General features: G+C 72.0%; 21 protein-coding genes. 14 read left to right on the forward strand and 7 right to left on the reverse strand.

Annotated elements, in window-relative coordinates:
* Positions 1-382, forward strand: a 382-nt coding sequence (locus AB0O29_RS09475) for a helix-turn-helix domain-containing protein (protein ID WP_365148611.1), incomplete at its 5' end; no start/stop codon positions are given.
* A gap of 24 nt (positions 383-406) precedes the next feature.
* Here the strand turns inward: AB0O29_RS09475 and AB0O29_RS09480 are convergent.
* Together AB0O29_RS09480 and AB0O29_RS09485 are read right to left on the reverse strand one after the other, a co-directional pair.
* On the reverse strand, positions 407-673 hold the full coding sequence (locus AB0O29_RS09480; protein WP_365148784.1) for a hypothetical protein: 267 nt from the start codon (positions 671-673) through the stop codon (positions 407-409).
* 83 nt (positions 674-756) lie between these two features.
* Positions 757-1,323: an RNA polymerase sigma factor gene (locus AB0O29_RS09485; protein ID WP_365148614.1), complete on the reverse strand. Its 567-nt coding sequence runs from the start codon at positions 1,321-1,323 to the stop codon at positions 757-759.
* A gap of 270 nt (positions 1,324-1,593) precedes the next feature.
* On the opposite strand from AB0O29_RS09485, the gene AB0O29_RS09490 reads away from it, so the two are divergent.
* A complete protein-coding gene (locus AB0O29_RS09490; protein WP_358896161.1) occupies positions 1,594-2,751 on the forward strand; it encodes an acyl-CoA dehydrogenase family protein in 1,158 nt (385 codons plus the stop codon).
* Positions 2,752-2,757: 6 nt separating this feature from the next.
* Positions 2,758-3,636 carry an acyl-CoA thioesterase II gene (locus tag AB0O29_RS09495; protein ID WP_365148617.1) on the forward strand — a complete coding sequence of 293 codons (879 nt, stop codon included), beginning with the start codon at positions 2,758-2,760 and terminating at the stop codon, positions 3,634-3,636.
* A gap of 52 nt (positions 3,637-3,688) precedes the next feature.
* Here the strand turns inward: AB0O29_RS09495 and AB0O29_RS09500 are convergent, their stop codons facing one another.
* Positions 3,689-4,150, reverse strand: a complete 462-nt coding sequence (locus AB0O29_RS09500; RefSeq protein ID WP_365148620.1) for a MarR family transcriptional regulator — start codon at positions 4,148-4,150, stop codon at positions 3,689-3,691.
* 80 nt (positions 4,151-4,230) lie between these two features.
* Here AB0O29_RS09500 and AB0O29_RS09505 point away from each other — a divergent pair, with 80 nt between their 5' ends.
* Positions 4,231-5,088, forward strand: a complete 858-nt coding sequence (locus AB0O29_RS09505) for an SDR family NAD(P)-dependent oxidoreductase (protein WP_365148623.1) — start codon at positions 4,231-4,233, stop codon at positions 5,086-5,088.
* Between the two features lie 21 nt (positions 5,089-5,109).
* Here AB0O29_RS09505 and AB0O29_RS09510 read toward each other — a convergent pair whose 3' ends face one another.
* Entirely contained in the window at positions 5,110-5,889 is a 780-nt protein-coding gene (locus AB0O29_RS09510; RefSeq protein WP_365148787.1) for a phosphatase, read from the reverse strand.
* 140 nt (positions 5,890-6,029) lie between these two features.
* Positions 6,030-6,608 (reverse strand): TetR/AcrR family transcriptional regulator, encoded by a 579-nt coding sequence (locus AB0O29_RS09515; protein WP_365148626.1) that lies wholly within the window; start codon positions 6,606-6,608, stop codon positions 6,030-6,032.
* A gap of 101 nt (positions 6,609-6,709) precedes the next feature.
* Here AB0O29_RS09515 and AB0O29_RS09520 point away from each other — a divergent pair, with 101 nt between their 5' ends.
* The 10 genes from AB0O29_RS09520 to AB0O29_RS09565 all read left to right on the forward strand — a co-directional run bounded on the left by AB0O29_RS09520 (position 6,710) and on the right by AB0O29_RS09565 (position 20,046).
* Positions 6,710-8,326 (forward strand): carboxyl transferase domain-containing protein, encoded by a 1,617-nt coding sequence (locus AB0O29_RS09520; protein ID WP_365148629.1) that lies wholly within the window; start codon positions 6,710-6,712, stop codon positions 8,324-8,326.
* Between the two features lie 37 nt (positions 8,327-8,363).
* On the forward strand, positions 8,364-10,439 hold the full coding sequence (locus tag AB0O29_RS09525) for a biotin carboxylase N-terminal domain-containing protein (protein WP_365148632.1): 2,076 nt from the start codon (positions 8,364-8,366) through the stop codon (positions 10,437-10,439).
* Positions 10,440-10,450: 11 nt separating this feature from the next.
* Positions 10,451-11,371 carry a hydroxymethylglutaryl-CoA lyase gene (locus AB0O29_RS09530; protein WP_365148790.1) on the forward strand — a complete coding sequence of 307 codons (921 nt, stop codon included), beginning with the start codon at positions 10,451-10,453 and terminating at the stop codon, positions 11,369-11,371.
* 7 nt (positions 11,372-11,378) lie between these two features.
* Positions 11,379-12,539, forward strand: a complete 1,161-nt coding sequence (locus AB0O29_RS09535; RefSeq protein WP_365148635.1) for an acyl-CoA dehydrogenase family protein — start codon at positions 11,379-11,381, stop codon at positions 12,537-12,539.
* 190 nt (positions 12,540-12,729) lie between these two features.
* Positions 12,730-13,770: an ABC transporter substrate-binding protein gene (locus AB0O29_RS09540; protein WP_365148638.1), complete on the forward strand. Its 1,041-nt coding sequence runs from the start codon at positions 12,730-12,732 to the stop codon at positions 13,768-13,770.
* A gap of 26 nt (positions 13,771-13,796) precedes the next feature.
* Complete coding sequence (locus AB0O29_RS09545; protein WP_365148641.1) at positions 13,797-14,750, forward strand: siderophore-interacting protein; 954 nt, start codon at positions 13,797-13,799, stop codon at positions 14,748-14,750.
* Between the two features lie 140 nt (positions 14,751-14,890).
* A complete protein-coding gene (locus AB0O29_RS09550) occupies positions 14,891-16,396 on the forward strand; it encodes an aspartate aminotransferase family protein (RefSeq protein WP_365148644.1) in 1,506 nt (501 codons plus the stop codon).
* Positions 16,380-17,681 carry a SidA/IucD/PvdA family monooxygenase gene (locus AB0O29_RS09555; RefSeq protein WP_365148647.1) on the forward strand — a complete coding sequence of 434 codons (1,302 nt, stop codon included), beginning with the start codon at positions 16,380-16,382 and terminating at the stop codon, positions 17,679-17,681. The genes AB0O29_RS09550 and AB0O29_RS09555 overlap by 17 nt, the downstream gene beginning before the upstream one ends.
* The gene (locus AB0O29_RS09560; protein ID WP_365148650.1) at positions 17,678-18,265 is read left to right on the forward strand and encodes a GNAT family N-acetyltransferase; all 588 of its coding nucleotides are present in this window, start codon (positions 17,678-17,680) and stop codon (positions 18,263-18,265) included. Before AB0O29_RS09555 ends, AB0O29_RS09560 begins: the two co-directional genes overlap by 4 nt.
* A complete protein-coding gene (locus AB0O29_RS09565; protein ID WP_365148653.1) occupies positions 18,262-20,046 on the forward strand; it encodes an IucA/IucC family siderophore biosynthesis protein in 1,785 nt (594 codons plus the stop codon). Before AB0O29_RS09560 ends, AB0O29_RS09565 begins: the two co-directional genes overlap by 4 nt.
* Before the next feature lie 56 nt (positions 20,047-20,102).
* On the opposite strand, the gene AB0O29_RS09570 is transcribed toward AB0O29_RS09565, so the two are convergent.
* Positions 20,103-20,456, reverse strand: coding sequence for a hypothetical protein (locus AB0O29_RS09570; protein ID WP_365148656.1), 354 nt, complete (start codon positions 20,454-20,456; stop codon positions 20,103-20,105).
* A complete protein-coding gene (locus AB0O29_RS09575; RefSeq protein ID WP_365148659.1) occupies positions 20,453-20,926 on the reverse strand; it encodes a hypothetical protein in 474 nt (157 codons plus the stop codon). The genes AB0O29_RS09570 and AB0O29_RS09575 overlap by 4 nt, the downstream gene beginning before the upstream one ends.
* Between the last annotated feature and the right edge of the window lie 33 nt (positions 20,927-20,959).

Below are 20,959 nucleotides of genomic sequence, written 5' to 3' on the forward strand. Positions count from 1 at the left end.
CCGGCTCCGCGCCGGGGAGCCGGCCGTCCCGGCCCTGGCCCGCGCCGAGGCCTCCCGCACCCCCCTGGCCCGCCACGCGGACCCCGGCGTCACCGGGCTGGTCGGCGAGGCGGAGGCCCGCGCCCACGCCGAAGCCCTCCTCGGCCCCCTCTCCCCCGCCCTCCGGGAGACCCTGCGCGCCTGGCTCGCCCACCACGGCGGCTGGGACCGCGCGGCGGCGGCCCTGGGCCTCCACCGGAACACGGTCCGCCAGCGGATCGCCCGCTGCGCGGCCCTGCTCGGCGACGCCGACCTGGACGACGCGGACACCCGCATGGAGCTCTGGTTCGCCCTGCGCTGGGTCGGCCCGGCGCCGGAGCGGCCGGCCGGCCCCCTCGGCTGACGGCGGGTCGCGCCGGAGCGGCGCTCACCGGGCCGGGGTCAGCGTGCACCGCCCGTCCTCGCAGCTCCGCTCCAGCCGGCCCCGGGAGAGGGTCTGCGCCAGCCCGACCGCCCAGCACATCGGGCAGCCCCGCAGCGCGAGCAGCCCGGCCGGCAGCAGGGCCAGGCTCACCGGCCAGGCGTACGGGAGGAGGACGACGGCCAGGGCGATCGCGCCGAAGCCGAGCACCCCGCGCACCAGGTGCCGGGGCAGCGAGGCGCTCGCGAAGTCGGGGCGGGGGCCGGTCTTCATGGGCGTCATGCTGCGCTCCCTCCGGAGGTCGGTCTTCGCGGGCGTCAGGCTGCGTTCCCTCCGGGGGCCGGTCCTCGTGGCCGTCATGGCGCCTTCCCTCCGGGGGCCGGTTCGGGTGGGGTGAGGAGCGTCGCGCGGACCGCCGCGCGGGCCCGGTGGAGGCGGGACTTCATCGCAGCCTGGCTCAGGCCCAGCGCGTCGGCGACCATCCGCCCGCTGTGGCCCTGGACGTCCCGCATGATCAGCACCCGCCGCTGGTCGGGCGGCAGGGCCGCGACCGCCGCCGCCACCCTGCCCGCCTCCAGCCGCCGCAGCGCCTCGTCCTCGGCCGAGTCCACGGCGGTCTCCGGGGCCTCGGGGCGCTCCCGGTCGCGGACGACGGCCCGGGCGCGCCGCAGGCACTCGTTGCGGACGATGCGGAACATCCACGAGGCCAGGGCGCCGGACGCGCGCAGCATCCCGATCTTGCGGTACAGGATGATCAGGGCCTCCTGCGCCGCGTCCTCGGCGTCCTCCGGCGTCGCGCACAGGGAGCGGGCGAAGCGCCGTACGTTCGGGTGCGAACCGGAGACCAGGGCGGTGATCGAGTCGAGGTCACCCCCCTGGGCGGCGGCGATCAGCCGCTCCCCGGGCCAGGAGGCCTCAGCCACGCGCACCGCGCCGCCCCCGCTTCAGGACGAACACGCACGTGCAGAGCAGCACCGCGCCCACGCCGATGGCGATACCGATGATCATGGCGACCTCCAGGCCCCGTTCCGTACCCGCGTCCGTCGCGGTACGGGGATAAGAGACAGCGGCCCGCGGAAAGGATTCACCGCCGGGGGCCCGAGTCTGGACAGGATCGACAACCCGCCGGTAACTTAGGTATGAGCAAGCGCTTAGACATAAGCGGCGGACCGCCGCGACGAAGGGAGCCGGCCGTGCGCCGTACGGTGTTCAACGAGGACCACGAGGCGTTCCGCGAGACCCTCCGCGCCTTCATCGAGGCCGAGGTCGTCCCGGTCTACGACGAGTGGTTCCAGGCCGGCCAGGCGCCGCGCGAGTTCTACTACCAGCTCGGCGAGCTGGGCGTCTTCGGCATCAACGTCCCCGAGGAGTTCGGCGGCGCGGGCCTGGACACCCACAAGTTCGAGGCCGTCCTCTACGAGGAGACCTCCCGCGCGGGCGTGAACTTCGGCGGTTCCGGCGTGCACGTGCTGCTCGCCCTGCCCTACATCAAGATGCTCGCCACCGACGAGCAGAAGAAGCGCTTCCTGCCGAAGTTCGTCTCCGGCGAGGAGATGTGGGCCCTCGCGATGACCGAGCCGGGCACCGGTTCCGACGTCGCGGGCATGAAGACCACCGCCAAGCTCTCCGAGGACGGCACGCACTACGTCCTCAACGGCTCCAAGACCTTCATCACCGGTGGCGTCCACGCCGACCGCGTGATCGTCTGCGCCCGCACCTCTGCCCCGAGCGAGGACGACCGCCGCTTCGGCATCTCCCTGTTCGCCGTGGACACCAAGTCCGAGGGCTACTCGATCGGCCGCAAGCTCGACAAGCTCGGCCTGAAGACCTCCGACACCGCCGAGCTGGCCTTCGTCGACGTCAAGGTCCCGGTCGAGGACCTCATGGGCGAGGAGGGCAAGGGCTTCTACTACCTGGGCCACAACCTGGCCTCCGAGCGCTGGGGCATCGCCTTCGGCGCCTACGCCCAGGCCGCCGCGGCCGTCCGGTTCGCCCAGCAGTACGTCACCGACCGCACGGTCTTCGGCAAGCCGGTCGCGCACTTCCAGAACACCAAGTTCGAACTGGCCGCCTGCCAGGCCGAGGTGGACGCCGCCCAGGCCGTCGCCGACCGCGCGCTGGAGGCCCTGGACGCGGGCGAGCTGACCCCGGCCGAGGCCGCCTCCGCGAAGCTGTTCTGCACCGAGGTCGCGCACCGCGTGATCGACCGCTGCCTCCAGCTGCACGGCGGGTACGGCTACATGAACGAGTACCCGATCGCCCGCCTGTACGCCGACAACCGCGTCAACCGCATCTACGGCGGCACCAGCGAGATCATGAAGTCGATCATCGCCAAGTCGATGGGTCTGTAAGTCCCGTTGAACGAGTCGCTCGGCGGCCTCCTCGATCTGCTCGACCTGGAGCAGATCGAGGAGAACATCTTCCGCGGGACCAGCCGTCCTTCCCTGGTCCCGCGCGTCTTCGGCGGACAGGTCGCGGCCCAGGCACTGGTCGCGGCCGGCCGCACCGTGCCCGGGGACCGTACGGCGCACTCGCTGCACTCGTACTTCCTGCGCACGGGTGACCCGGGCGCACCCATCGTCTACACCGTCGACCGGATCCGCGACGGGCGCTCCTTCACCACCCGCCGGGTCGTCGCGGTGCAGCACGGGCAGCCGATCTTCCACCTCTCGGCCTCCTTCCAGGTGTACGAGGAGGGGCTGGACCACCAGATCCGCATGCCCGACGCACCCGACCCGGAGACCCTGCCGACGGCCGCCGAGGCCCTGCCCGCCTACCGGGACCTGTTCCGGGACCCGGGCACGGTGGAGCGGCTGCTGGAGGCGCGGGGCGCGGTGGACCTGCGCTACGCGACGACGCCCCCGTGGGGGTCGATCGGCGAGCCGGTGGAGCCGCGCTCGCAGGTGTGGTTCCGCACGGCCGGCAAGCTGGACAGCGCCGACCCGCTGCTGCACACGTGCCTGGCCACGTACGTCTCGGACATGACCCTGCTGGACTCGGTGCTGCTCGCGCACGGGCGCGGCGGCTGGGCGGTGGGCGACGTGGTCGGGGCCTCGCTGGACCACGCGATGTGGTTCCACCGGCCGCTGCGGGCGGACGAGTGGCTGCTGTACGACCAGGACTCCCCCACCTCGCACGGCGGCCGGGGCCTGGGCCAGGCCCGGATCTGGACCCAGGACGGCCGGCTGGCCGCCACCGTCATCCAGGAGGGCGTGGTCCGCGTACCGCGCGCCTGACCCGCCGCTTCCCGAAGGCCCCCGGACCGCGTCCGGGGGCCTTCGGCGTGCGCTACTCCTTCGGGCGGGCCTTGAGCTTCGCCCAGACCGCCTCCAGGGCGGCGATGTCGGCGTCGTCCAGCCGGTCGTCGAAGACCTCCGCCAGGGCCTCGCGGCGGGTGGCGTCGGCCTCGGCGTAGAGGCGGCGGCCGGCCCCGGTGAGGGCGATGCCCACCGAGCGGGCGTCGGTCGGGGAGGGTATCCGCTCGACGAGCCCGCGGGCCTGGAGCGAGTCGGCGACGCGGGAGACCTGGCTGCGGCTGAGCAGGGTCCTCGCGCCCAGCTCCGAGGGGGCGACCGGCTCCTGCTGCACGCTCAGCCAGAGCATCACCTCGAACCACGAGAGCGGCAGGTCGTGGCGGCGCGTCAGCGCCTGGTCGACCCGGGCGGTGAGGGTGGTCCCGGCCCAGACCAGGCCGTAGAAGGCGTGGTCACGGGGGGTGAGGCCGTCCAGGTTGAGGTTCGTGTGCGCCATGGGGACAGGGTACCGGGTTGCGTGCACACGCACACATCATTAATGTGTGTGTGCACGCACAAACCTTTAGGGAGCCTTCCATGAGCGCCACCACCGCCAAGACCGTCCTCATCACCGGCACCTCCTCCGGCATCGGACTCGCCGCCGCGGTCGCGGCCGCCGGGGCCGGCTGGCACACCGTCGCCACCATGCGCGACACCACCCGCTCCGACGCCCTGCTCAAGGCCGCCGCCGAGGCCGGGGTCGACGGCCTCGTCCAGGTCAAGCGGCTGGACGTGACCGACGCGGACTCCGTCGCCGCCTGCGTGGCCGAGGTCGTCGCCGAGCACGGCCGTCTCGACGCCGTCGTGAACAACGCGGGCGCCGGCTTCGTCGGCACCGTCGAGCAGCACGGGATGGAGCAGGTGCGCTCCGTGATGGAGGTCAACTTCTTCGGCGTCGTCGAGCTGACCCGGGCCGCCCTCCCCCACCTGCGCGCCTCGGGCGGCCGGGTGATCACCGTGACGAGCGTCGGCGGCGTGGTCGGCCAGCCCTTCAACGAGTCCTACTGCGCGGCCAAGTTCGCCGTCGAGGGCTTCATGGAGTCCCTCGCACCGGTCGCCGCGGCCGCGGGCGTCCAGGTCTCCGTCGTCGAACCGGGCGCCGTCTCCAGCGAGTTCGTCAACAACGTCGGACTCGACATCCCGGCGCTGCTCGCCCAGGCCGGCCCGTACGCCGCCCAGCTCCAGGGCTACATCGACCACGCCATGCGGTCCTTCGGCAGCGACACCGCGCAGACCCCGGAGCAGGCGGCGGCGCCGGTCGTCGAGGCACTGACCGCCGAGAGGATGCCGTTCCGGATCCAGACCTCCGACTGGGCGCGCGCCTTCGTGGGCACGAAGCTCGCCGACCTGGACGGCTCGGCCGTCCAGACGGAGATGGGCGGCTGGCTCCGCTGAGCCGTCCCGATGCGCGGACCGCTACCGCAGGCCCGCCGCGGTGAGGAGGTACGCGACCATCGGGTCGTAGAACCGCGGGTCGCGGACGTGGTCGTCCAGGGGCACCGCCACCTGGAGGGTCCCCTCCGCCTCCGCCAGGAACAGCGCGGGGTCGTTGCAGTCGGCGTAGCCCACCGCGTCCACCCCCCGCTGCGCCGCGCAGCCCGCCCAGCCGTGGTCGGCGACGACCAGCTCCGGCTGCGGGCGCCCCTCGGCCGCCAGGGCGTCCAGGATGGCCGCCATCGGGGCCGGGGAGTGGGTGTGCCACAGGGTCGCGCCCCGCTCCAGGACCGCCACGTCGGCGAACTGCCACACCGAGCCCTCGTCCGCGACAAGCCCCGCCGGGATCCGGACGATCTCGCAGCCCGCCGCGCGCAGGGCGTCGGCCGTGGCCCGGTGGACGTCCAGCAGCCCGCCCGGGTGCCCGGTGGCGAAGAGCACGCTCTGCCGGTCCAGCGCCGCCTTGCGCAGGCGGGCCGCCATCCGGTCGAGGCCCGCGGCCGTCAGCTCCGGGTCGATGGTGTCCTGCCCGGCCCGGTGCGCCGGGTCGTCGACGACGCCGACGCGCTCCGCCATCACGGCCAGGACGTCCTGCTCGTCCGTCCAGCGGTCGCCCAGCTCCAGGCCGAGCCAGTAGTGCCGGTCGCCGTTGGCGAGCTTGCGGTAGTGGGAGAGGTTGTTCTCGCGCGGGGTCGCGACCTGTCCGGCGATGCGGGTGCGCACCAGGTGGTCGACGAGCTGCGCTCGGCTGGGGGTCTCTATGGGCTCTGTCGGCTTCGGCATGCGGCCCATTCTGCCGCCGCGCGGCCGGATCCGTCCGTTCCGCCAAGCCGCCCTCAAGCCTTCGCCCCGGCCCTCACTCCGGCTCTCGCCGCCGCCCTCGCCCCCGCCCCTCCCCCGCGTCACCCCGACAGCGCCCCGAAGGCCCCGTGCGCGAGCCGGCGCAGCAGCGACTCCGTCGCCTCGCGGCTCAGCGCGCCCAGGTGCGGGGTGGAGTTCAGCAGGCCGAACACCGCGTGCACGGCGACCCGCACCTCGGCCTCCCCGACCGCGGGGTGCAGCTCCCGTACGACGGCCACCCACAGTTCGACGTACTGGCGCTGGAGCTGCCGTACGAGCTTGCGGTCCTCGTCCTTGAGCCGGTCGAGCTCCCGGTCGTGCAGGGTGATCAGCGCCCGGTCGTCCAGCGCGAAGTCGATGTGGCCCTCGACCAGGGAGGACAGCAGCGCCCCGGGGTCGCCCGCGGCCTCCTCGACCCGGCGCCGGCCGCCCGTCAGCAGCCGCTCGCTGATCCCGACGAGCAGTTCGGCGAGCATCGCGTCCTTGCCCGCGAAGTGCCGGTAGAGGCCCGGGCCGCTGATGCCGACCGCGGCCCCTATCTCGTCCACGCCCACGCCGTGGAAGCCGCGCTCCGCGAAAAGACGAGCGGCCTCTCGGAGGATCTGCTCGCGGCGGGTCGGGGTGGCAGCTCTGGTGCTCATGGGAATCCATTCTAGACAGGGCGGTTAGCGCTCGTTAACCTGTGACCCACACGCGTTAACGGTCATTAACACAGCAGGTACCGAGCAAGGGAGCTCGACCGATGCAGCAGGCACCAGTGCTGACGAGCGCCGCGGACCCGGCGTCCGAGGCCTGGCGGACCAATGAGGCCGCCCACCGCGAGCTCGCCGAGGGCCTGCGCGCCCGGCTGGACGCGGCCAGCCTCGGCGGCGGGGAGAAGGCCCGCGCCCGGCACACCGCGCGCGGCAAGCTCCTGCCCCGCGACCGCGTGGACGCCCTCCTCGACCCCGGTTCGCCCTTCCTGGAGCTGGCCCCGCTGGCCGCCGAGGGGATGTACGGGGGCGCGGCCCCGGCGGCCGGCGTCATCGCGGGCATCGGCCGGGTCAGCGGCCGCGAGTGCGTGATCGTCGCCAACGACGCCACGGTCAAGGGCGGCACCTACTACCCGATGACGGTGAAGAAGCACCTGCGGGCGCAGGAGGTGGCGCTGGAGAACCGGCTCCCCTGCCTGTACCTGGTCGACTCCGGCGGCGCCTTCCTGCCCATGCAGGACGAGGTCTTCCCCGACCGGGAGCACTTCGGCCGGATCTTCTACAACCAGGCCCGCATGTCCGGCGCCGGCATCCCGCAGATCGCGGCCGTCCTCGGCTCCTGCACGGCGGGCGGGGCGTACGTCCCGGCGATGAGCGACGAGGCCGTCATCGTGCGCGGCCAGGGCACGATCTTCCTCGGCGGCCCGCCGCTGGTGAAGGCCGCCACCGGCGAGGTGGTCACGGCCGAGGAGCTCGGCGGCGGCGAGGTGCACTCGCGCACCTCCGGCGTGACCGACCACCTCGCGGAGGACGACGCGCACGCGCTGCGGATCGTCCGGAACATCGTGGCGACCCTGCCCGAGCGCGGGGCCCTGCCCTGGTCGGTCGAGCCGGCCGAGGAGCCGAAGGTGGACCCGCTCGGGCTCTACGGCGCGGTCCCCGTCGACTCCCGCACCCCCTACGACGCCCGGGAGATCATCGCCCGCGTCGTGGACGGCTCCCGCTTCCAGGAGTTCAAGGCGGAGTTCGGGCAGACCCTGGTCACCGGCTTCGCCCGGATCCACGGCCACCCGGTCGGCATCATCGCCAACAACGGCATCCTCTTCTCGGAGTCCGCGCAGAAGGGCGCGCACTTCATCGAGCTGTGCGACCAGCGCGGCATCCCGCTCCTCTTCCTCCAGAACATCTCCGGCTTCATGGTCGGCCGCGACTACGAGGCGGGCGGCATCGCCAAGCACGGCGCGAAGATGGTCACCGCCGTGGCCTGCGCCCGGGTCCCGAAGCTGACGGTGGTGGTCGGCGGCTCGTACGGCGCGGGCAACTACTCGATGTGCGGCCGGGCGTACTCGCCGCGCTTCCTGTGGATGTGGCCCAACGCCAAGATCTCCGTCATGGGCGGCGAGCAGGCGGCCTCCGTCCTGGCCACGGTCAAGCGCGACCAGATCGAGGGCGCGGGCCAGGAGTGGCCCGCCGAGGACGAGGAGGCCTTCAAGGCCCCGGTCCGCGCGCAGTACGAGGAGCAGGGCAACGCCTACTACGCCACCGCGCGCCTGTGGGACGACGGGGTCATCGACCCCCTGGAGACCCGGCAGGTGCTGGGACTGGCCCTGACCGCGTGCGCGAACGCCCCGCTCGGCGAGCGCGGCTACGGCATCTTCCGCATGTGACCCGTGACTTGTGACTTGTGACGTGAGGACCTCACAGATGTTCAGCACTGTTCTGGTGGCGAACCGGGGCGAGATCGCCGTACGGGTCATCCGCACCCTGCGGGAGCTCGGGATCCGGTCCGTGGCCGTCTTCAGCGACGCCGACGCGGACGCCCGGCACGTACGGGAGGCCGACACGGCCGTCCGGATCGGCCCGGCGGCGGCCGCGGAGAGCTACCTGTCGGTCGAGAGGCTGCTCGACGCCGCCCGCCGCACGGGGGCCGAGGCCGTCCACCCCGGCTACGGCTTCCTCGCGGAGAACGCGGCCTTCGCGGCCGCCTGCGCGGAGGCGGGGCTGGCCTTCATCGGGCCGCCCGCCCCGGCGATCTCCCTGATGGGCGACAAGATCCGGGCCAAGGAGACCGTGAAGGCCGCCGGGGTGCCGGTGGTGCCCGGGTCCTCGGGCAGCGGGCTGTCGGACGCCGAACTGGCCGAGGCCGCCGAGAAGATCGGTATGCCGGTGCTGCTGAAGCCCTCGGCGGGCGGGGGCGGCAAGGGCATGCGGCTGGTCCGGGACGCGGACCTGCTCGCGGAGGAGATCTCGGCGGCCCGGCGCGAGGCGCGGTCCTCCTTCGGGGACGACACCCTGCTGGTGGAGCGCTGGGTGGACCGGCCGCGGCACATCGAGATCCAGGTGCTGGCCGACGCGCACGGCAACGTGGTGCACCTGGGCGAGCGCGAGTGCTCGCTCCAGCGGCGCCACCAGAAGGTCATCGAGGAGGCCCCGTCGGTCCTGCTGACCCCGGAGATCCGGGCGGCGATGGGCGCGGCGGCGGTGGAGGCGGCGCGGTCCTGCGGGTACGTCGGCGCGGGCACGGTGGAGTTCATCGTGCCGGGCGGGGACCCGTCCTCGTACTACTTCATGGAGATGAACACCCGCCTCCAGGTGGAGCACCCGGTCACGGAGCTGATCACCGGGCTGGACCTCGTGGAGCAGCAGCTGCGGGTGGCGGCCGGGGCGGAACTGGGCTTCGGCCAGGCCGACGTCACCCTCACCGGGCACGCCATCGAGGCCCGCGTCTGCGCGGAGGACCCGGCGCGCGGGTTCCTGCCGTCCGGCGGCACGGTCCTGGCGCTGTCCGAGCCCTCGGGCGGGGCGGTGCGGACGGACTCCGGGCTGGTGGCCGGGGTGGACACGGGGTCCACGTACGACCCGATGCTGTCGAAGGTGATCGTCCACGGCCCGGACCGGGCGACGGCCCTGCGGATGCTGCGGGGGGCCCTCGCGGACACGGTGATCCTGGGCGTCCAGACGAACGCGGGCTTCCTGCGGAGGCTGCTGGCGCACCCGGACGTGGTGTCCGGGAACCTGGACACCGGGCTGGTGGAGCGCGACCTGCCGTCCCTCCTGCCGGAGGGGGTCCCGGCCGAGGTGTACGCCGCCGCGGCCCTGCTGGCCCAGGCGGCCCCGGCGGGGCTGGATGTGGCCGGGGCATGGGCGGACCCGTTCTCCGCCGCCAACGGCTGGCGCCTGGGCGGCACCCCGGCCTGGACGGTCCACCACTTCCGCCTCCCGGGCCAGGACCCCATCACGGTCCGCACCCGACAGCGGGGCGCGGAGCAGGAGATCCTGCTGGACGAGGCCACTCCAGCCTCGCCGGCGTTTGAGGCGCGGGGTCTGGGGCAGAGCCCCGGCGCACCGGCCCGCGGCCGCATCGTCAGCCTCGGCCACGACACCCTGACCCTCGAACTCGACGGCGTCACGCACCGCTTCTCCCACGCCACCTCCCCGGAGGGAACCTGGCTCGGCCGCGACGCCGACAGCTGGCACCTCCAGCACCACGACCCCGTCACCGCGAAGGGCGCGGCCAGCGCGGGCGCCGACACCCTTGCCGCCCCCATGCCCGGCACCGTCACCGTCGTGAAGGTGACCGTCGGGGACAAGGTGGCGGCGGGCCAGAGCCTGCTGGTCGTCGAGGCGATGAAGATGGAGCACGCCATCTCCGCCCCGCACGCCGGCACCGTCACCGAACTAGACGTCGTCCCCGGCTCCACGGTGGCCATGGACCAGGTCCTGGCCGTGGTCACCCCGGACGCCGACGACGCCGGCGAGAACGCGGAGGCGAGCGCGTGAACGGGCTGCCCATGACCGTCCCGGCGCCGGCCGGGCTCCCGCCCCGGGTGCGGATCCACGAGGTCGGCGCCCGGGACGGGCTGCAGAACGAGAAGACGGCCGTACCCACCGAGGTGAAGGCCGAGTTCGTCCGCCGGCTGGCCGCCGCCGGCCTGACCACGATCGAGGCCACCAGCTTCGTCCACCCCAAGTGGGTGCCCCAGCTGGCCGACGCCGAGCAGCTCTTCCCGTTGCTCTCCGACGTCCCGGCGGACCTGCCCGTCCTGGTGCCCAACGAGCGCGGCCTGGACCGCGCGCTCGCCCTCGGGGCCACCCGCATCGCGGTGTTCGGCTCGGCCACCGAGACCTTCGCCGCGCGCAACCTGAACCGTACGGTCGCCGAGTCCCTCGCGATGTTCGAGCCCGTCGTGGCCCGCGCCAAGGACGCGGGGGCGCATGTGCGCGGCTACCTGTCGATGTGCTTCGGCGACCCCTGGGAGGGCGCCGTCCCGGTCCACCAGGTGGTCCGCGTGGCCAAGGACCTGCTGGACCTGGGCTGTGACGAGCTGAGCCTCGGCGACACGATCGGCGTCGCCACCCCCGGCCACGTCCAGGCGCTCCTCGGCGAGCTGAACGCGGCCGGGGTGGCCACCGACCGGATCGGCGTGCACTTCCACGACACCTACGGCCAGGCCCTGTCCAACACCCTCGCCGCGCTCCAGTGCGGCGTGACCACGGTCGACGCCTCCGCCGGCGGCCTCGGCGGCTGCCCGTACGCCAAGAGCGCCACCGGCAACCTCGCCACCGAGGACCTGGTGTGGATGCTCGACGGCCTCGGCATCGAGACCGGGGTCGACCTGGCCGCCCTCACCGCCACGAGCGTGTGGATGGCCGAACGGCTGGGACGTCCCAGCCCCTCCCGTACCGTCCGCGCCCTCTCCCACAAGGAGTAACGAAGCCATGCCCCTCGACCACCGGCTCACCCCCGAGCACGAGGAACTCCGCCGTACCGTCGAGGCGTTCGCGCACGATGTGGTGGCGCCCAAGATCGGCGACCTGTACGAGCGCCACGAGTTCCCGTACGAGATCGTCCGCGAGATGGGCCGCATGGGCCTGTTCGGCCTGCCCTTCCCGGAGGAGTACGGCGGCATGGGCGGCGACTACCTCGCGCTCGGCATCGCCCTGGAGGAGCTGGCCCGCGTCGACTCCTCGGTGGCCATCACCCTGGAGGCGGGCGTCTCGCTGGGCGCCATGCCGCTCTACCTCTTCGGCACCGAGGAGCAGAAGCGGGAGTGGCTGCCGAAGCTGTGCTCCGGCGAGGTCCTCGGCGCGTTCGGCCTGACCGAGCCCGGCGCCGGCAGCGACGCCGGCGGCACCCGCACGACGGCCGTCCGCGACGGCGACGAGTGGGTGATCAACGGCTCCAAGTGCTTCATCACCAACTCCGGTACGGACATCACCGGCCTGGTCACGGTCACCGCGGTCACCGGCCGCAAGGCGGACGGCCGCCCGGAGATCTCCTCGATCATCGTCCCGTCCGGCACCCCGGGCTTCACGGTGGCGGCCCCCTACTCCAAGGTCGGCTGGAACTCCTCGGACACCCGCGAGCTGTCCTTCTCCGACGTCCGCGTGCCGGTCGCCAACCTGGTGGGCCAGGAGGGCCGCGGCTACGCCCAGTTCCTGCGGATCCTCGACGAGGGCCGGATCGCCATCGCGGCGCTGGCCACCGGTCTGGCGCAGGGCTGTGTGGACGAGTCGGTGAAGTACGCCAAGGAGCGACAGGCCTTCGGGAAGGCGATCGGCGACAACCAGGCCATCCAGTTCAAGCTGGCCGACATGGAGACGCGCGCCCACATGGCCCGTCTGGGCTGGCGCGACGCGGCCTCGCGGCTGGTGGCGGGCGAGCCGTTCAAGAAGGAGGCGGCGATCGCGAAGCTGTACTCCTCCACCGTCGCCGTCGACAACGCCCGCGACGCCACGCAGATCCACGGCGGGTACGGGTTCATGAACGAGTACCCGGTGGCCCGTATGTGGCGGGACTCGAAGATCCTGGAGATCGGCGAGGGCACCAGCGAGGTCCAGCGCATGCTCATCGCCCGCGAACTGGGCTTCGCCGGCTGATCCGGGCCCTCCGCAACACCCTCCCGACGAACGGCCCGCGCCCCCGGCGCGGGCCGTTCGCGCTTCGTGCGCCCGTGCGCCCCCGAAAGAAGTTAGGGCCGCCTTACCGCTTTCGGCCAAGGTTAGGCTAACCTTCCCCCCGAACGGCCTACCCTCGCAGCGCCCAGCACGTACGAAAGCGGACACCGACATGCCCAAGCCCAGCTCCACCTTCCTCTCCCGCCGCGGTCTCATCGCGGCCGGCGGCGCCCTCGGCCTCGTCGCGGCGCTCACCGCGTGCGGCGGCGGCGACAAGGCGAAGGACGGCGGCGACAAGGGCGCGAGCGCCGCGTCGGGCGCCTGGAGCTTCAAGGACGACCTGGGCAAGGAGGCCACCGCCAAGGCCACCCCGAAGAACATCGTGGCCTACACCGGCACCGCCGCCGCGCTGTACGACTACGGCGTGCAGGTCAAGGGCGTCTTCGGCCCGACCAAGCTGGCGGACGGCAAGCCCGACCCGATGGCCGGCACGATGGACATCTCCAAGGTCGAGATCCTCGGCAACGTCTACGACGAGTTCAACGTCGAGAAGTACGCGGCCCTCAAGCCCGACCTCCTCGCCACCAACACCTGGGACGGCTCGTACTGGTACGTGCCCGAGGCCTCCAAGGACAAGATCCTGAAGCTGGCCCCGGCCGCCGCCATCGGCGTGGGCGACAAGGTCTCCATGGACAAGGCCCTGGAGCGCACCGCGGACCTCGCCAGGTCCCTCGGCGCCGACCTCAACACCAAGAAGAGCGCCGACGCGAAGGCCCGTTTCGACGCCGCCTCCGCCAAGGTCCGCGAGGCCGTCAAGGCCAACCCGGGCGTCAAGGTCCTCGTCGGCTCCGGCTCCGACCAGATGTTCTACGTCTCCACCCCGAAGACCTCCGCGGACCTGAAGTACTTCGAGTCCCTCGGCGTCGAGTTCGTCAGCCCGGAGCAGGACAAGCTGGACCCGCAGGGCTTCTTCGAGAGCCTCAGCTGGGAGAACGCCGGCAAGTACAAGGCCGACGTCATCCTCCTCGACAACCGCACCCAGGCCCTCCAGCCCGAGGCCCTGAAGGCCAAGCCGACCTGGAACGAGCTCCCGGCGGTCAAGGCGGGCCAGGTCGCCCCGCGCGTGACCGAGCCGATCTACTCGTACGAGAAGTGCGCGCAGATCCTCGAGGACCTCGCGAAGACCATCCAGAACGCCAAGAAGCTCGGCTGACCCGGTAACCCAGGGGGGACCTCCGCATGACCGCCACCGCTTCCGCCACCGCTCCCGACGCCGCCGACGCGGCCCCGGCCGCCGCGCACTTCCGCTTCTTCACCCTCGAAGTCCTGCGCACCCGCCGGCTGGGCCACTCGTTCCTGCGCGTGACCTTCGGCGGGGAGTCCCTCGCGGAGTTCCGCTCGGGCGGCTACGACCAGAGCCTCTCGCTCTTCCTCCCCGTGGGGGACCGGGAGCACACCGAACTCCCGTCCACCGACGAGGACACCTGGTTCGGGGCCTGGCGGGCGGTGCCGGACGAGGAGCGCCCGGTGATGCGCTCGTACACGGTGCGCGAGCAGCGGCGCACGCCGGACGGGGCGGTCGAGGTGGACGTCGACTTCGTCCTCCACGGCACGGAGACATCAGCCGCTGCCGCGGCGGGCTCCCCGGCCTCCCGCTGGGCGGGCCGGGCGGTCACCGGCCGGCGGATCATGGCGATCGGCCCGGCCGTGGCGGCGAACAAGTCGGTCCGCTTCCAGCGGCCGGAGGGCGCCGGCACGGTGCTGATGTACGCGGACGAGACCGCCCTGCCGGCGGCCGCCGCGATCCTGGACCGGCTGCCCGCCGGGACCCGGGTGAAGGCCTTCTTCGAGGTCCCGCACCCGGACGACCGGCTCGGCCTGCACACCCTCGCGGACGCGGACATCACCTGGATCGTGCGCGAGAAGGGCGCGGGCGGGCCGGCGCGCACCGAGAGGGTGCTGTCCGAGCTGCGGGCGGCCCGGCTGCCCGACGACGGGACCCCGTACGCCTGGCTCGCGGGCGAGGCGGGGACGGTCAGGGCGGTACGCCGCCACCTCGTGCAGGAACGTTCCTTCGACCGGCGCGCGGTGCGGTTCACCGGCTACTGGAAGCTCGGCGCGAGCGAGGAGCAGCTGCTCGCCGAGGCGTACGCGGGCCGGGCCCCGAGCGAGGACCCGAGCTCCGACCTGTAGTCAACTCCCGCTGTCCACAACGCATTCGAGGAAGGGCCCCGGCATCAGCCGGGGCCCTTCCTCATTTGTGATCTAACTTAGGTTAGGCTAACCTAAATCCCGCACCCCACCCCCCGCTCCCCCTGCCCGGAGGAAAGTTGATGCGCTCGCATCTGCTGAACGAGACGACCGCGGACCTGTACCGGCGCAACGTCACCGAGGGCGTCGACCGCGTCGCCGCCAAACTCGCGACCACGCGCCGCCCCCACACCGGCATCTCCGTGGACGAACTCGCCCCGGTCATCGAGGGCATCGACCTCGACCGCCCGCTGGGTGACGCCTCCGCCGCCCTCGACGAGCTCGAGGACGTGTACCTGCGCGACGCCGTCTACTTCCACCACCCGCGCTACCTGGGCCACCTCAACTGCCCGGTCGTCATCCCCGCGGTGGTCGGCGAAGCCGTACTGTCGGCCGTCAACTCCTCGCTCGACACCTGGGACCAGTCCATCGGCGGCACGCTCATCGAACGCCGCCTCATCGACTGGACCGCCCGCCGCATCGGCCTCGGCGAGGGCGCGGACGGCGTCTTCACCTCCGGCGGCAGCCAGTCGAACTTCCACGCGCTGCTCCTCGCCCGTGACGAGGCCTGCCGGAGCGTCATGAAGCGCGCCCTGGACGCGGGCACCGAGCTCACCAAGGCCGAACTCCTGCCGCGGCTGCGCATCTTCACCTCCGAGGCCAGCCACTTCAGCGTGCAGAAGTCCGCCGCCATGCTCGGCCTCGGCTACGAGGCCGTCATCTCGGTCCCGGTCGACCGCAACCGCCGCATGGACACCTCCCTGCTCGCCCTGGAGCTGGAGAACTGCGCCGCCGAGGGCCTCTTCCCCATGGCCGTCGTCGCCACCGCCGGCACCACCGACTTCGGGTCCATCGACCCGCTCCCCGAGATCGCCCGCCTGACCTCCGAGCACTCCGCGTGGATGCACGTGGACGCCGCCTACGGCTGCGGACTGCTGGTCTCCCCCACCCGCCGGCACCTCCTCGACGGCATCGAGCACGCCGACTCGGTCACCGTGGACTACCACAAGTCCTTCTTCCAGCCCGTGAGTTCCAGCGCCGTCCTGGTCCGCGACCGCGACACCCTCAAGCACGCCACCTACCACGCGGACTACCTCAACCCGCGCCGGATGGCCGAGGAGCGCATCCCCAACCAGGTCGACAAGTCCATCCAGACCACGCGCCGCTTCGACGCCCTCAAGCTCTGGATGACCCTGCGCATCATGGGCGCCGACGGCGTCGGCTCCCTCTTCGACGAGGTCGTCTCCCTCGCCGCCGCCGGCTGGGAGATCCTCGACGCCGACCCCCGCTTCGAGGTGGTCGTCAAGCCGCAGATCTCCACCCTGGTCTTCCGCTACGTCCCCGACGCCGGCGCCGGCGGCGACGCCCCGCGCGCCGACCTCCTCGACGAGGCCCAGCTGCACGCCCGCAAGGCCCTGTTCGCCTCCGGCGAGGCCGTCGTCGCCGGGACCAAGGTCGACGGGAAGCAGTACCTGAAGTTCACCCTCCTCAACCCGCAGACCACGACGGCCGACATCACGGCCGTCCTCGACCTCGTCGCCGCACACGCCGAGCAGTTCCTGGGAGAGTCCCTTGCCGTCCACCGCTAAGCCCTACGACTTCATCGGCATCGGCCTGGGCCCCTTCAACCTGGGACTCGCCTGCCTCACCGCGCCGATCGACGAGCTGAACGGCCTGTTCATCGAGTCGAAGCCGCACTTCGAGTGGCACGCCGGGATGTTCCTCGACGGCGCGCACCTCCAGACGCCGTTCATGTCGGACCTGGTCACCCTCGCCGACCCGACCTCGCCCTTCTCCTTCCTGAACTACCTGAAGGACAGGGACCGGCTGTACTCCTTCTACATCCGCGAGAACTTCTACCCGCTGCGCGCCGAGTACAACGACTACTGCCGCTGGGCCGCCGACCGGCTCGACAACGTCCGCTACTCCACCTCCGTCACCGAGGTCGCGTACGACGAGACGGCCGGCCTCTACGAGGTCCACACCGACCGCGGCGAAACGTTCCTCGCCCGCCGCCTGGTCCTCGGCACCGGCACCCCGCCGCACGTCCCCGCGTCCTGCGAGAACCTCGGCGGCGACTTCCTCCACAACTCCTCCTACATGGAGCACAAGGAGGCCCTCCAGCAGAAGAAGTCGATCACCCTGGTCGGCTCGGGCCAGAGCGCCGCCGAGATCTACTACGACCTCCTCGCCGAGATCGACGTCCACGGCTACCAGCTCAACTGGGTGACCCGCTCCCCGCGCTTCTTCCCGCTCGAATACACCAAGCTCACCCTGGAGATGACCTCCCCGGAGTACGTGGACTACTTCCACGCCCTCCCCGAGGAGACCCGCTACCGGCTGGAGACCCAGCAGAAGAACCTCTTCAAGGGCATCGACGGCGACCTCATCAACGCCATCTTCGACCTGCTCTACCAGAAGAAGATCACCATGCCGGGCCCGGTCCCCACGACCCTGCTCACCAACACCTCCCTGAACAGCACGGCGTACGACACCACCACGGGCGCGTACACCCTCGGCCTGCGCCAGGAGGAGCAGGAGCGCGACTTCTCCCTCACCACCGAGGGGCTGGTCCTCGCCACCGGCTACAAGTACCGCGTCCCCGAGTTCCTGGCCCCGGTCCGCGACCGCCTGGTCTTCGACGGCCACGGCCGCCTCGACGCCGGCCGCAACTACGCCGTCGACGTCACCGGCCGCGGGGTCTACCTCCAGAACGGCACCACCCACAACCACTCCCTCACCTCCCCCGACCTGGGCATGGCCGCGTACCGCAACGCGTACATCGTCGGAGAGCTCCTCGGCCGCGAGTACTACAAGGTCGAGAAGTCCATCGCGTTCCAGCAGTTCGCCGCCCCGGAAGGCACCCACGCATGAGCACCGCCGAAACCCTCTTCACCCGCACCGACCCCGTCCTCGGCGCCTTCTCCATCCGGCCCCTGGACCCCTTCTCGGACGCGGAACTGCTCCACACCTGGGTCACCGACCCGAAAGCCGCGTTCTGGATGATGCAGGACGCCACCCTCCCGGACGTGGAACGCGAGTACGTGCGCATCACCGCGCACGAACACCACCAGGCCTTCCTCGGCTTCCACGAGGACCGCCCGGCCTTCCTGATGGAGAGCTACGACCCCGCGCACCTGGAGCTCGTCGGCCTGTACGACGCGCGCCCCGGCGACGTGGGCATGCACTTCCTGGTCGCCCCGACCGACACCCCCGTCTCCGGCTTCACCCGCGCCGTCATCACCACGGTCATGGCGGCCCTCTTCGCCGACCCCGCCACCGAGCGCGTCGTCGTCGAGCCGGACGTGCGCAACACGGCCGTCCACGCCCTCAACGAGGCCGTCGGCTTCGTGGCCGAAGGCCCCGTCACCAAGCCGGAGAAGGAAGCCCTCCTCAGCTTCTGCACCCGCGCCCAGTTCGAGGCGGCCACCGCCCTCACCACCGGGGTCTCGATATGAACCTGTCCGCCGACATCGCCCACCTCAGCCCCGAGCTGTGGGCCCGCGCCAACCGCGCGCTGGTCCGCAAGGCCCTCGCGGAGTTCTCCCACGAGCGCCTGCTGACCCCGGAGCCCCTCGGCGAGGACCACTACCGCGTCCTGTCCGACGACGGCGCCGTCGAGTACCGCTTCCGCGCCGTCCGCCACGCCCTGGACCACTGGTCCGTGGACGAGGACTCCGTCACCCGCCGCCTCGGCGGGGCGGAGGCGGAGCTCGACGCCCTGGACTTCCACATAGAACTCCGGGAGACCCTCGGCCTGAGCGCGGAGGTGCTCCCCGTCTACCTGGAGGAGATCTCCTCCACCCTGGCCGGCACGGGCTACAAGTACACCAAGCCCCAGACCCCCTCCGCGGTCCTCGCGAAGTCCTCCTTCCAGGACATCGAGACGGGCATGACCGAGGGCCACCCCTGCTTCGTGGCCAACAACGGCCGCCTGGGCTTCGGCGTCCACGAGTACCGCGCGTACGCCCCGGAGACCGCGAACCCGGTCCACCTGGTGTGGGCGGCCGCCCACAAGGACGTCTCCACCTTCACGGCGGGCGCGGGCCTGGACCACGACGCGTTCATGCGCGAGGAGCTGGGCGAGGCGGCCCTGGCCGGCTTCGCGGCGAAGCTGACGGCCCTCGGCCTGGACCCGTCGGACTACCACTACCTGCCCGTCCACCCCTGGCAGTGGTGGAACAAGACCGCGGTCACCTTCGCCGCCGAGATCGCGAACCGCCGCCTGGTCCTGCTCGGCGAGGGCGAGGACGCCTACCTCGCCCAGCAGTCGATCCGCACCTTCTTCAACACCACCACCCCCACGAAGCACTACGTGAAGACCGCCATCTCGGTCCTCAACATGGGCTTCATGCGCGGGCTGTCGGCCGCCTACATGGAGGCCACCCCGGCCATCAACGACTGGCTGCACCAGCTGATCGAGTCGGACGAGGTGCTCCGCTCCGTCGACTTCTCGATCATCCGCGAGCGCGCCGCCATCGGCTACCACCACCGCCAGTACGAGCGCGCGACGGACCGCTACTCCCCGTACCGCAAGATGCTGGCCGCCCTGTGGCGCGAGTCCCCGGTGGGCTCCCTGCGCGACGGGGAGCGGCTGGCCACGATGGCCTCCCTCCTCCACGTGGACGCGGACGGCAAGTCCTTCGTCGGCGCCCTCATCGCCGAATCGGGCCTGACCCCCGCCGAGTGGCTGAAGCCGTACCTCCGCGCCTACCTGCTCCCCCTCCTGCACTGCTTCTACCAGTACGACCTCGCCTACATGCCGCACGGCGAGAACACGATCCTGGTCATCAAGGACGGGGTGGTCCAGCGGGCGGTCTTCAAGGACATCGCCGAGGAGATCGTGGTCATGGACCCGGACGCGGTCCTCCCGCCGGCGGTGGAGCGCATCCGGGCCGACATCCCGGAGGACATGAAGCTCCTGTCGATCTTCACGGACGTCTTCGACTGCTTCTTCCGCTTCCTGAACTCGATCCTGGTCACGGAGGGCATCTGCGACGAGTCCACCTTCTGGCAGGCGGTGGCGGACTGCGCCCACGGCTACCAGGAGTCCCTCCCCGCCCTGGCGGACCGCTTCGCCCGCTACGACCTCTTCACTCCCGAGTTCCAGCTGTCCTGCCTCAACCGCCTCCAGCTGCGCAACAACAAGCAGATGGTCGACCTGGCCGACCCGGCCGCGGCCCTCCAGCTGATCGGCACCCTCCAGAACCCCGTCGCGCCCTTCGCCGCGCGACGGTGATCAACGGGCGGGCGCCCCTGCGACTACGGTCCCTCGCAGGAGCGCCCGCCCTACCCTCAGTCCGTCGCCTTCGGGTGGCCCGTACCGGCGTAGGTGATCCAGACCGTCCGGGTGGCCTCGTCCACGAGATACCAAAGACGGCCGCCTCCTGTGACCTCGTACTGCCAGCGTTCCAGCCCCTGCCCCTTGAAGGTGCCGGTACCGAGGGCGCCCTTCAAGCGGTGCTGGCGGTCCGGACTGTCCGTAGCGCGGGGAGCGCTGCGGATCTTCTCGAAGGCACGGCGCAGGTTACCGGCCGCCTGACGGCTCAGGTCCTCCCAGCCTGCGGCGGCCTCGGCGCCGGCGAAGCGCAGGTCGTATTCGTCCCCGACCGGCGGCGGTGCGGCACGGTCTCCGCGCTTCGGGCTCACTCTCCGGGACCGGGCGCCGGGACCGGACCGAAGTCGCCCTCGGGCTCACGGGTGAGAGCGGCGAGCAACTCGGGATCCGCGTAGATCTCGGCACTGTGGCGCCACTGCGTGAGCAGGCTCGCGATCGGCGCGAGGTTTTCCAGGGCGGCCGCGCCGCGGGCCGTGTCGACCAGCTCGGAGAGCAAGGCGTCCACGTCGCCGTCGGGCAGGAACGTGATCCATGGCAGGGCGTCGGGCAGGGCTTGGCGCAAGACGTCGGTGTTCTCCGTCCGGAGCAGGCCGGCCAGCAGACGCGAGGTGAAGTCCACGACCGAGGCGTCCCGCTCCATACGGTCCAGCCGCATGAGGGCGAGGTCTCCCGCACCTCGGCGCCGCAGCCTTAGTGCGCGGAACATGTCGAGTCTGCGGGTCGTCGCGGCGGGGTGGTGGAGAAGTTCGCTGAAGGAGACGTCCTCAAAGGCCGCAGGCATGACATCCACACTAGCTCGGATGTAGCTCCGCCG

It is taken from the genome of Streptomyces sp. NPDC089915, from assembly GCF_040684675.1.
Lineage (GTDB): Bacteria > Actinomycetota > Actinomycetes > Streptomycetales > Streptomycetaceae > Streptomyces.